The 12,213-nt window shown below is 43.2% G+C and carries 7 protein-coding genes; 4 read left to right on the top strand and 3 right to left on the bottom strand.

Features of this window, described 5'->3' with window-relative positions:
* The first annotated feature begins 547 nt into the window (after positions 1-547).
* From EXU57_RS03080 to EXU57_RS24960, 3 genes are all read left to right on the top strand, one after another.
* Positions 548-2,182 (top strand): carboxylesterase/lipase family protein, encoded by a 1,635-nt coding sequence (locus EXU57_RS03080; protein WP_133266684.1) that lies wholly within the window; start codon positions 548-550, stop codon positions 2,180-2,182.
* Positions 2,183-2,528: 346 nt separating this feature from the next.
* The gene (locus EXU57_RS25330) at positions 2,529-4,166 is read left to right on the top strand and encodes an arabinan endo-1,5-alpha-L-arabinosidase (protein ID WP_207955369.1); all 1,638 of its coding nucleotides are present in this window, start codon (positions 2,529-2,531) and stop codon (positions 4,164-4,166) included.
* Positions 4,167-4,361: 195 nt separating this feature from the next.
* The gene (locus EXU57_RS24960; protein ID WP_165958010.1) at positions 4,362-4,523 is read left to right on the top strand and encodes a hypothetical protein; all 162 of its coding nucleotides are present in this window, start codon (positions 4,362-4,364) and stop codon (positions 4,521-4,523) included.
* Between the two features lie 595 nt (positions 4,524-5,118).
* On the opposite strand, the gene EXU57_RS03070 is transcribed toward EXU57_RS24960, so the two are convergent.
* The 3 genes from EXU57_RS03070 to EXU57_RS03060 are packed head-to-tail and all read right to left on the bottom strand — an operon-like array spanning position 5,119 to position 10,920.
* Positions 5,119-5,859: a DUF3823 domain-containing protein gene (locus EXU57_RS03070; RefSeq protein WP_133266683.1), complete on the bottom strand. Its 741-nt coding sequence runs from the start codon at positions 5,857-5,859 to the stop codon at positions 5,119-5,121.
* Between the two features lie 5 nt (positions 5,860-5,864).
* Complete coding sequence (locus EXU57_RS03065) at positions 5,865-7,733, bottom strand: RagB/SusD family nutrient uptake outer membrane protein (protein WP_133266682.1); 1,869 nt, start codon at positions 7,731-7,733, stop codon at positions 5,865-5,867.
* A gap of 10 nt (positions 7,734-7,743) precedes the next feature.
* Complete coding sequence (locus EXU57_RS03060) at positions 7,744-10,920, bottom strand: SusC/RagA family TonB-linked outer membrane protein (protein ID WP_133266681.1); 3,177 nt, start codon at positions 10,918-10,920, stop codon at positions 7,744-7,746.
* 486 nt (positions 10,921-11,406) lie between these two features.
* Between EXU57_RS03060 and EXU57_RS03055 the strand changes: the two genes are divergently transcribed.
* The gene (locus EXU57_RS03055) at positions 11,407-12,132 is read left to right on the top strand and encodes a hypothetical protein (protein ID WP_133266680.1); all 726 of its coding nucleotides are present in this window, start codon (positions 11,407-11,409) and stop codon (positions 12,130-12,132) included.
* The last annotated feature ends 81 nt before the right edge of the window (positions 12,133-12,213 follow it).

Here is a 12,213-nt window from a genome sequence, read left to right as displayed (position 1 = left end):
CTGCAAACGACAAGTTACGACCGGAAATAATGCAATGTCGTTTACTGAAAGCTCTTTGCCGTTGCTTCGGAATTTGCTGTCACGTGAGTGATGCCGATTTAACGCTCCACACTGGCTACAACAATGACGTCATGAGAAACAACTGTCCGTTACCATCTTCTCTACAAGGATGACATTGAATAATAATTTATTAGTTTTCATTAACAAAATGTACAAGAACTGCTTTGTGATAGCGCAAAATCAGGATCAAAACACTTGATTGTGATAAAGATAATTGGCCGCTAATAGGAGCGAGGATTGTACCAAGATCTGTTCGAAAATAGCGAAGCTTGGCCCTCGTTAGTGGTTGGACAGGAAAGATTGGTGACTACGAATATTGTATGTTTTTTGTAATACCAGCACCGGTTTTCATAACATCATCGTCGCGCTTAAGGGGTGATCACTTTGTCAGCAAACCTATGGGCGACTCAGGGCTATATTTAAAGGGGTTTTCAAATTTCTACAGCTTCTAAGATCAACCTATCCAGCAAACATATAAACCGCCATTATGAAAAAACAATGCTTTTTTACGCTAACATTATTCCTGTTGATGACTACTGCCGGTTATTCCCGGCAAAAACCAGGTCCCATTCTAACCGGGAAGGATATTGCAGTGGTTTCTACTAAGTATGGTAAGGTTCGTGGATACATCGACGACGGTATCTATGCTTTTAAGGGAATTCCATATGCAAAAGCGGAAAGATTTATGCCTCCTCAGGCACCTGACAAGTGGGAAGATGTTCGGCAAACAACCATATACGGCCCGCAGGCAGTGCAAAGCTCCTTGCTAAATTGGGGTGGACAAGGCGACTATAACTTTGGATTTCAGTTTAACAAAGAGCCCCAGGATGAAAAGAATTGCTTTGTGCTTAATGTTTGGTCACGGGGCATAAACGATGGAAAGAAAAGACCGGTATGGGTATGGATTCACGGTGGGGGCTATGCGAGTGGATCCGCTAACCAACTGCCTTTTTTTGATGGGCGGTCTTTGGCTCATAAGGGAGATATCGTAGTTGTAACTGTCAATCACCGGCTCAATGTTTTAGGCTATGCTGATTTAAGGGGTCTTGGCGGTAAATATTCGGAATCTGTTAATCTTGGTCAGCAGGATTTGGTTGCTGCCCTGCAATGGGTTCGGGACAATGTTGAAAATTTTGGAGGTGACCCTAATTCCGTGACAATCGATGGACAGTCGGGTGGAGGAGGCAAGGTTTCCACTTTGATGGCTATGCCTTCGGCTACGGGCTTGTTTCAGAGAGCCATCGTGCAGAGTGGTTCTACCCTCACGCTTGGCAAAGGTGAAGATTCTAAAGCGTATGGGATGGCATTTGCTGCAGCACTTGGTGCTACTCCGCAAAACACAGATACTTTAAGTCAGGTTACCTACCAGCAACTTGTTTCAGCAGGGCAGACAGCTTCAAATACACTTAGAACGGCTGGTAGTACTATAAGGGGTGGTTTTAGTCCAACTGTCGATGGTAAATACATTGTGCAAAGTCCATTTGATCCTGCTCCTGCTGACTTCTCGAAAAATGTTGCTATGCTCATTGGCACAAATCTGAACGAGTTTACCTATAACAATCGCGCTATTATTACCCCGCAGACCATAGAACAGGTAAAAGCGAATCTAACAAGGCGCTACAGCACGGAAAAGGTTGATCAATACATTGCATTATATAAAGAAGCTTATCCCAACGATAATCAACCACAGCATATCTTAACTTTTGATAGCCAATTTAGGGGTGGCGCAATAAAACAGGCTGCTGCAAAGAGTAAACAGGGAGGCGCACCGGCATACATTTATCTTTTTACATGGCAGTCTCCTGTGAATGACGGAAGTTTGGGAGCATCTCACGGGATGGAACTACCTTTTATGTTCAATAATATCGCGATGGGGCGCACACTTACAGGCGGGGGAAAGGAAGCATATGAACTTGCTGATAAAATCAGTTCTGCCTGGATCAATTTTGTAAAAACAGGCAATCCCAACGGCAAAGGATTACCTAAGTGGGAACCTTTCAATCCTGAAAAAGGGGCAACTATGATCTTTGATAATGCATGCAAAGTTGTATACAATCACGATAAAAAACTGTTTGATTTTATAAGTGCGAACCCTCCCGCTAATCCGCCTGGTCCAAGATAAAAAATCGAATGTCAAACAGCGGGCTTTGAAAGGATACATTCCGGCTTGCTAAATGCGATAGTATATGCTTCAATGTCGTTTACTTAAGAGAAATCTTTGGTGACCAGCTGTGGGAATTCTATTTGCCATCGTTGCCCGCCCGGATGAACCCCGTTCGGACGGGTGTCACTCCCTTGTACCGCATCCCTTTATTCACCAAATTTCTGCCACTCACCTTAAGTAAACGACATTGGTATACTATTGGAAAAAAGTAGGATATTAGTGGACACCTTCTTGAAGTTTTCTGCAATGGTTGGTTGAGATTGAACAAACCAGTGTAGAGCTTTCATACAATTTAAGTTGATATATGAAAAAATTCTTTTTCCTGGGCTTGTTTACAACTATGTGGTTTATTGCAGCTGCTCAGCCAACTTCAACACCGGAACAAAGAGCTCAGCGTTATCTTGATGGACAGACTTTAAATGCCGTGAACCTCACGTCAGAGCAGCGGGCGAAAGCATTGGTAATCCTGACCGCAGAGTATAAGTCATTAGATAGCCTCATAGCTTCTGCACAAGGCGGCGGAAATGAAGCTTTACAATCAAGAAGGAATGCTATAATGCAAGCCAGTGAGGCAAAATTTCGGGACTTGTTAACTGATGCACAGAAAACTACTTACGCTGCCATAGTACAGGCCCGCCCGCAAGGCACAGGTTTTGGACAAGCTGGTGGACAACAAGGCGGGGGTGGGGGAAACCGAACTCCTTTAACGCCTGAAATAAGGGCGCAGCAGATGATCGCCAGCTGGATGTTTGAACCGCTGAATCTCACTTTCGAGCAGAAGACAAAAGCTCAGGCTATTCTTGTTGATCAATACAAGTTGTCAGACGAAATCACCGCCACACTCCCCCAAAACCTGAGCATGGGCGAACGCCAGGCACAGGTAGCCGCTTTGGCACCTAAGCTTACTCCTTTAAGGACTGCCAGTGAAAAGAAATTTATTGCTTTACTAAATTCAACACAGAAAAAGGCGTTTGCCGACGCTGTGAAGCTGCGTCCCAAGGACAGGGGTTTTGGTGAGAATTACCCGATGCCTGTAGGCGCAGTAACAAAGAACCCGGATATCCATGATCCGGTGATGGGTAAAGACGGTGATACTTATTACGTTTTTGGCACCAATGGCGGTATTGTAACCTGGTCATCTAAAGATTTGATCAACTGGAGAAAAGAGCCACCCGTATTTACCACTACACCGGCATGGGTTCCTGATGCCGTACCGGGCTTTCGCGGCACTGGTTTCTGGGCGCCGGATGTTTACCACTACGATGGCAAATACTACCTGTATTATTCTGCCTCATCATTCGGGAAAAATTCATCTGCAATTGGTTTAACCACCAATAAAACCCTTAATCCCTCCTCACCGGATTACAAGTGGGAAGACCAGGGCATGGTTGTACAATCGATTGTCGGCCGCGACCAATGGAATGCAATTGATCCAAACGTTATACTTGACGAAACCGGCACTCCCTGGTTTAACTTCGGCTCGTTCTGGAACGGCATCAAATTGGTTAAACTCAAAAAGGATTTCAAGACCATCGCGAAACCTGAGACCTGGTCAACTATCGCAAGCCGATCTGGAGGCTCCACTGCCATAGAAGGTCCTTTCATTTTTAAAAAAGAAAACTATTACTATTTGTTTGTGTCGTGGGACAGATGCTGCCAGGGCATCAGAAGCGATTACAACATTAGGGTAGGCCGCTCTGAAAAAGTTGCCGGTCCTTACCTGGATAAAGACGGGGTGGATATGGCGAAAGGAGGTGGTACGCTTGTTCTTGGAGGCGACACTAAAGAGCCTATAGTGGTATATGCCCTGGGACACAATTCGGCTTACACCTTTGATGGCGTAGATTATCTTGTATATCACAAGTATGTAGTAGAAGGCTCTAAACTAGGGATCATGAAAATGACCTGGAGCAATGGCTGGCCTATGATTGAAAAACAATAGCCTTATTGAAATGGGGTGCTTAACCAGCGTCTAAGAATTCGATAGCGGTTGGAAAAAGCTGAATAGAACCCTATAAGTTGAAGTGAGTGACACCCCCGTCCGAAACGGTTCATCCGGGCAGGCGTCCGACTGGCGCAGCCGGGCGGGCAACGATGTTGGGTTTAGTTTTACTGCTGGTCAACAAAACAATTCTTTATGAAACTGCAGATCTGGGAGGCAGGAACAGATAGCAGCCCTTCCTGGTATCAAGTGCATGGGAGGAGGTTAACCGGCGATGTGGAAACACTGAAAGTACGTTGGGCACCAATAACACCAGTTCTGTACAAATATGATCTGACGGTGTATGATTACGTTTAAATCGACCAATGGTCAGGGCTTTTCAAAACCGAGCAAAGACTTAAGGGCTGATCAACTCAACACATTCAAATAAACCTGACTCCCTTATAGAAGACGTTTTTACGCCCTCAGTCAGCTTTGTAAGTGTTCCGAGGCCGTTATTTTCTGGGCAATGTTCTCTTTCTCTCAATTAACCTCCTAACTAGCTTCGTATAAACTTTGTAGTGGCTACGATTTGCATCTGGTTGCATGTAAATTTTGCCCGTCCCCAAGTAACTGGAGACCTCCATAACCACTTTACCATTGCCCAGAACTGCTACTTTAAGCTCAGACAGAAAAGGATTTTCCGGTGACCATAACTTTTAATTACTGATCGCAAGGGTTACTGGCGCATCACCTTTAGTTGTTTGCTTTGGAACCTGGTTTTGTCCATCCATGCTGATAAGCTTACAGCATCTCCGCGCTTAAAGTTTTGAGCTGATAAGAAATACGGAAGTTTAATCACCAATAGCAATTACATTAAAAACTTGACCAGGAGAATAAAAAAACAGCTATGATTACACCATCGTGCTTGCAGTGTAATTATAGCTGTTCCGATTCTTGTTATATGTACCAGTTAAGGCAACTCAATCCGCTTCACAGTGGTATAAATCCTTTCGGCTACACCAACCGGTTTCACGCCAAAACGCACAAAAGCATACTTTTTTCTAAGTATATCTTCCAACAATAATTTTGCTTGTGCCTGGTTTGGAGCGGTATACATTCTTGGCCGGATATCGAGGTTTAAGGTGACAGGTGCTGTTAAGGCATTCGCGGGAGGAGCAACATCTATCGAAGCAAAAGCAATTTGATTTGTCAGATCAACGATGTTGGTTGTAGAAACGTGAAATGAGATCCTTTCGATTGCCCGGGTTGTGAGCACCTGGTTGATTTTGAAGGTGCCGGAAATAGTCGAATCTGCTTTATTAAAGGCATAGGTATCGTCGCCAACAGTATAGTATGGAGTTACCGGCACATCAATGTTTGCAGAACCGTTTAATTGTATATCGATACTATCCGTTTGGTCCTGCCAGGGCCCATTAGTCCGAAGCCTGGTTAGCTTGTAACTTCCATCGAATATTTTGATGGAAAATGTTCCGTCCTGTGCAATATAAACCGGCACTTTGTTGAACAGCTGGTAGCCATACTGCCATAGTTCAAGTTGAACACCATTCGAACGAACACCAATCGGCTGACCCTGGTAAACGATCCTTCCGGTTATAGTTGACTCAGGTGCCTTGAAGTTGTCTTTTTTGCACCCAAGAAACAAGAACGTGAGTACTACACTTGCAGTTAAGTATACAAATTTCTTTTTCATATATTTTAATGTCCTGGGTTACGAATAATTAAGGGATTAGCATCTATAACGCCTTGCGCTATCGAAGAATAGTAATTATTAATCTGGAAAAAACGTGCTGCTCTAAATCTTGGAGCTACTATTTTATCGAAAACATATTTATCATGGCGTGCGGGATCGCCAGGACGGATAACGCGATAAGGATATAAGGCGAAAAGATTTGCATCTGGGTTTGCTGTGTTACCATTCCAGAGAATATGCGCAATTCTCCATCTTATCAAATCCCAAACGCGGTGGTCTTCGAAAGCTAGTTCCACCCTACGTTCATTACGAATTCTATCAATAGTTAAGGTAGTCAGACCAGTGGTGAAACCAGCTCTTTCCCTTACCTTATTAATGTAGCCTAACGCTTCTCCAGTTCGGCCTAATTCAAACGCAGCTTCACCTGCATTAAGTAGAACTTCGCCTAAACGAAATCTGATCCACCAAATATCACTTTGTTGTCCGCGATTAGAAGATCCCGGCAGTGGGTCAATGAACTTTTTTAGATTGAAGCCCGTATTAGAAATATCTAATCCTGAACGCACAGGGCCTGATGACCCTGTCCATAGTTTTCCGTCAGTGTAAAAAGTTTCAACACCCTGAGCTGAATTTTCGCTGGTCGTATAAGTATTGGTAGCGGGGTTCCATATCTTCAACCCTGCTTGCAAGCTCACTCGGGCTCCTTTAAAAGTAGTACCGGGCAACATTACTGTTCCATGCAACCGGCCATCTTTGTTAGCGAAGATGTCGTCGAGTTTATCGTAATAGATATAGTCGCTGTTATCTGCCGTTCTGTTTCTCAATACGCCAGGTGTACCATCTAAATATTCGAAGCTTTCAACGAGGTTTAAAGTAGGTGAGATTGCAGAGGAACCAAGGTTATCCTCACGAATGCCACGCGCAATATTGTCATAACTAAATGTATGGTTCCTTCCCTTTGCCTGTAAAAAATCCTGGGCTAAAATTACCTCCGTATTCGCCAGCCCTTTTTTAGTGATTGCTTCAAAGAAGTTATCGCCCGGATTGGGGTTTTTATTATATAATGTATAAGTTCCGCTGTTAATAATCTCTTTAGAAGCGTCCAAAGCTTTTTGGTAATAGTCACTTGCTTTTTCACTTGGAATACCCACTACTCCCCCTGGAAGGGTGATAGGAGCAGCAAGTAGGCTATTATACCTGGCAATCGAACCCGCGTACAACATAGCCCTGGATTTAAGGGCAAGAACAGCAAACTTATTTGCTCGTGTTTGACTTGTTCCGTTTCCTATGTTATCTTTTATCGCATCGCATTCAGCAGCAATAAAATCGTACACCGCAGCTTCTGTATCTCTTGGTCGGCGTAACGTTTCGTAATCTCCTTTGTCGGTGGTAAGCGTAGTTGTTACTATAGGTACTCCTCCCATTCTTTTCACCATATCAAAATAGGTAAAAGCTCTTAAGAACCGGAACTCTGCATTAAACTGTGATTTTTGCGGTGTTGTCAGTTTGGTACCAGCAGACTCCATATTCTCTAAGGCCAGGTTAATGTCCCTGATAAACCCGTAATTCCAACTTCTCCAGGTATCAGTAGCGTACGAAGTAAAAGAGTTTCTTATTTCATCACCGGCATTACCGCCCCCGCCCCAAATGGCATCGTCGTAAGTTGCGTGCCGCTGCCAGTTGGTTGTTAAGGAAGCATCAGCCGGTAACCTGTTGTAATAGTTAGCAAGAACTCCTGTAATTAATAAAGGATCATTAAATACCTGCTCAGGTGCCAAAAGCGTCTGTGATTGTCTTTCCAGAAAATCCTTCTTTTTACAGGAACCAGAAAGGATAACAAGACAACAAATGGTATATTTTAATAAACTTTTCATATTGTTATCGTTAAAGATTTAAATTAAAACCAAAAGTAAATAGCTTTTGTTGCGGGTACACCAATCCACCCTCGGAGGATATTTCCGGATCAGTTTGAAACTCTTTTGTATTATCTATGGAGAAGATATTAGTACCGTGAACATAGACACGAAGCCCACTGATATTGGCTTTACCAAGCCACGCTTTTGGAAAATCGTATGCCACCTCAATATTTCTTAACCGTACATAACTTACGTTTCTTCTCCAGAAATTATTTGGACGTGAATAGTTGTTATGGTTGGGCTGATCTTTCCGAACAGCGGGGTATGTGCCAGGTCTCCAGGGACTATTTGGATCGAACGGATCGGCACGTTGCCAGGCATCGCTGATAAGATATCCTACACCAGCTCCATTATTCTGAAAAGGAATTTGCAACTCAACTGAACGTGCGAAAGTTTGCATGGTAGCTCCTGAAAAATCGAGCTGAAAGGAGATCCCTTTATAGGAGTAGTTGGAGTTAATACCAAAACTCATATAGGGCTGAGCACCCTGGGCATAACCGATAGGCCGCTCATCAAGTCCGTTTATAATTTTATCTCCATTCACATCCTCATATATCAGGTCGCCGGGAAGCTGGGTACGATTTCCCTGTCCGTCATTGTTGATAGGATGATTATCGATGTCTTCCTGGGACTGAAAGCGCCCCGATACAATGTAACCGAAGTTTACATTCTGCCACCTGTCTTCTGTTGAAGTACGGTATTCATGCCATGAGTTTTCAAATCTTGGTCTGTAGGCGTATAAACTCCGGCCTCTTGCAACTGTGGCGTTTGCGCTTACAGTATACTGAAAACCTCCCCTGGTAGTATTAGCATAAGTTATTATACCTTCCACACCACGGATGGCATCAGCAGCATCAAGGTTTTGGTTGGGAAGGACATAACCAACTTCCTGCGGAAGCAATATATCAGTTCTTGGACCGGGAAGACCCGTACGTTTACGTTCAAAAACATCAACTTGTCCTGATAATTTATTCCTGAGAATTGCCCAGTCTAAACCAATATTTTTGTTGGTATTTGTTACCCAGGTTAAAAGGGTATTGGGCAATCCTGTTGGAGCAACACCAGTTGTAAGTACGCCATTAAAAACAGCATTACCTTGCGCAAAATTGTATCCCTGTAAAAAGGCAAAAGGGTTTGCTCCAATTTCAGCTCCTGTTTGGCCATAAGAAGCTCTAAATTTTAACTCATTAAAGCTCCTGCTTACACCGCTATTTCTGAAAAAGTTTTCTTCTGTTATTCTCCAGGCAACTGAAGCTCCGGGAAAGAGCCCGTACCGCTGACCCTTTGCATATAAGTACGATCCATCGTACCGCCCTAATGCTTCAACAATGTACTTTTGTTTATAGTTATAATTAACCCTGCCAACATAGCCTGCCCTTGCGATTTCGTTGAAACCATTATTATATACGTTCATGTCAGCGAAATACATCAACTCAACCGTATTGTTTTGAGGCAGACCGCGTGCCTCGGTATTCTCTGCTTTGTTTTGCTGCCTCTCGTAAGCAGCGGTAACACCAATTGAATGTTCCCCGATTTTAGTATTATAATTTAATTGAAGTTGAGAGAAATCGTTTTCTATGTTTTGCCTGATTTTACGCCTCCAGGGATTATCATTACCCTGCACAGTTCTGTAATTTTCAGGAGTAGTAGCAGTGGGAGGGTCATAAACATACGCAGGATACCTGTATTCAAACTCATCTACAACATTAATGGTGTAGTTATACTGGTATGTAGCTTTTGCGGATAGTCCAAACGGCAACGCATATTCAACGCTGAAGATTGACTTCATTGCCCTCCAGTCGTCGCGGGTATAACCGGTAACGTCCATATTGTAAGTGGCAGGATTAACATTAACACTGTGTACGGCTCCGTTTACATAAGCCGGATTGTCATTTGCATAGGGTCTTTCAGTTGGCCACATTGAAAAAACGGTGAGGAATGGATTAAAATAATCATCAAGGCCCGGCACGCCTGCCTGCCGCCGTTTCTCATACCGGCCGCTTATTTGTGTGCTTACCTTTAATCCTTTCGCCAATCCTGCTTCAATGTTTGCCTGGATATTTGTCCGGTTAAAGTTGAAGTCTTTTATCAGCGCTTGCTGGTCTATGTGACTGACAGACAGATAGTACCTACTGTTTTGTCCGCCGCCCGAAGCACTTGCATTAAGATAGGTTTGAGGAACGTTCGGACGAAACATATGTTTATGGTAATCATAACTTTGGTACCCTTTTTCGGTACCTGCCTCCCATTTGGCTATTTCTTCAGCTGTTAAGTTTGCAGGATTTTGAAGTCGAAGGTTTTGATTCGAGGTTGCCAGTCCACGTAAGTAAGTAGCCGCATCGGGTGGAGTTGGAGACCTGGTAAAATTCTGGTAACCCTGGTAGCCCGAAAGATTAATTTGTGCTTTTCCGGATTTTCCTCTTTTTGTAGTAACCAATACGACACCATTCGCTGCCTGTAACCCGTAGATTGCGGCAGAAGCATCTTTTAGTATCGATATATTTTCCACATCGGCAATACCAAGTTGGTTAAACTGGCCCGCATCGGCAGGAACCCCATCGATAACAAATAAGGGAGTTCCCATATTACGTATCTGTATGTTAACGCCAGCTCCCGGTCTTGAGTCTGGTGCACGTGCCGTGATACCCTGTACTTTACCTACAAGTGCTCCTGATGTAGTTACTGCCGGAGTTTCCAGCAGGGTTTCAGAGTTAATGCTGCTTACTGCACCCGATATCGTCGCTCTTCGTTGTGTTCCATAACCAACGACTACGACATCGTTTAGCTGCTGTCCTGAAGAGATCATTTTTACATCGATTGAAGAACGACCTTCAATTCTAATCGTTTGAGCGATAAATCCCACGTAAGAAAACACCAGTGCACCGTTGGCTGGGGCATTGATGGAATACCTTCCGTCATCGTTGGTCAGGATTGCCCTGGTTGTGCCTTCTACCTGCACAGTGACACCTGTTAATGCAGTATCTCCCGAGGTAACTCTACCCCTTATTGTGGTCGTATTTTGAGCCAGCAGGTTGGTTGAAAAAAATGCAAGTAAGAGAACAAAGAAAATTATTGGTTTTTTGAGGTAAGGCAAAGTGTCAACTTTACATGGTAAGTCTGTCCGCTGTTGTAAACAAGTGGTCATGATTAATGTTGTTTAGGAATTTAGCTGAAGCAAAGGCAACCAGGTTGTAGCGATTGTAATGGAGGAGAAAGTTGGTAAAAACTTCTAAATAACGGGAGAGGAGACCCTCGTGAAAGGAATAACAGGCAAGGCAAGTACATATAGCAAGAGTTGAGTTGTAATGTAGACAGCAAAACATTTGTTAATGCTGCCGAAATCAAAGAAATTTAACAATCGTTTTACAATCTCAAATATAAGCGTAATTTCCACACCTGATCATTCTGTTGAAATTTTTTTAGTACATTGTTACTCAGTCGCCTATGGACATGAGCTTTGGCTGATTCACCTGTAGATGGTAGGATGGCCGTTAACCTAAACACGAAAAGGGTAGCCTGCTTTCGGTTAGCCATACCAGTCAGCGTAACTTCTTAATGTTCATAGTCGGTTATCATTGGGGTAAGTCACAAGACAACAGGCACCTATCACCCTTTAACGCATCAACATTAAATGAAGATCTCAGTAATTGCCTTAATGATAATCTCCTTTGCCAGTTCCTTTGCTTCCTCCGCTCAGAAGGCAAAAACGATTACTGTTAATGCAGGAAGCAGCCTGAACGAGGCTGTTCCTTTTAACGAAATTTACCTGTATCCTGCATTCCAAAATGGAAGTGTCCATTTTAAAGACGGAACGCTCGTAACCGCAAAGTTGAATTATCACCTGTTTGACGATGAAATTAAATTTATAAACCCCAAAGGTGACACCCTGGGTATAGACAATGAAGCAACCATTCGTTTCATTTCAACAACTACGGATACATTCTATTATTTCAGGGAGGGGTACGTAAGGAGAGTGGGCGGTAATACATCATTATTATTCGCCGTTCAACAAAAAATGAAAGAAATAGGAAAGGAACAAGAGAGCAGTTACGGACAAACAACTTCCGCGGGATCTACCCAAAACACTCCTTCACTCGATAAGAATAGCGGGATGTTACATAGAATACCTGCGAACTACAATCGGATATTCACAAAAGAAAATAGGTACTTCATAGGAGACCGGTCGAACAACTTTTTAGCCTTTAATAAAAAGAACCTGTTAAAGATGTATGGTAAATCGGATAGCGGGGTGAGTAACTACTTAAAAGAAAATGAAATAGATTTCAATAAAGAGCAGGACTTACAGAAATTGATTGTTTTTCTTCAAACAAGTAAAAATTTGATAAAACCGAATTAAGGTGGTGGGAAAACTTTTGTTGGAGTATCTCAAAAAATTAGAATATCTATCTTCTCGTCTTGTCATTTCACCAGTAAGCCT

The organism is Segetibacter sp. 3557_3, assembly GCF_004354985.1.
GTDB lineage: Bacteria > Bacteroidota > Bacteroidia > Chitinophagales > Chitinophagaceae > Segetibacter.
The sequence above is the reverse complement of the archived record's forward strand: the minus strand, read 5'-3'. Positions and strand labels throughout refer to the sequence as shown.

Coding starts and splice junctions, on each gene's coding strand:
- EXU57_RS25330 (WP_207955369.1), top strand. CDS start 2,529: ATGAAAAAATTCTTTTTCCTGGGCTTGTTTACAACTATGTGGTTTATT.
- EXU57_RS03060 (WP_133266681.1), bottom strand. CDS start 10,920: ATGACCACTTGTTTACAACAGCGGACAGACTTACCATGTAAAGTTGAC.
- EXU57_RS03055 (WP_133266680.1), top strand. CDS start 11,407: ATGAAGATCTCAGTAATTGCCTTAATGATAATCTCCTTTGCCAGTTCC.
- EXU57_RS24960 (WP_165958010.1), top strand. CDS start 4,362: ATGAAACTGCAGATCTGGGAGGCAGGAACAGATAGCAGCCCTTCCTGG.
- EXU57_RS03065 (WP_133266682.1), bottom strand. CDS start 7,733: ATGAAAAGTTTATTAAAATATACCATTTGTTGTCTTGTTATCCTTTCT.
- EXU57_RS03070 (WP_133266683.1), bottom strand. CDS start 5,859: ATGAAAAAGAAATTTGTATACTTAACTGCAAGTGTAGTACTCACGTTC.
- EXU57_RS03080 (WP_133266684.1), top strand. CDS start 548: ATGAAAAAACAATGCTTTTTTACGCTAACATTATTCCTGTTGATGACT.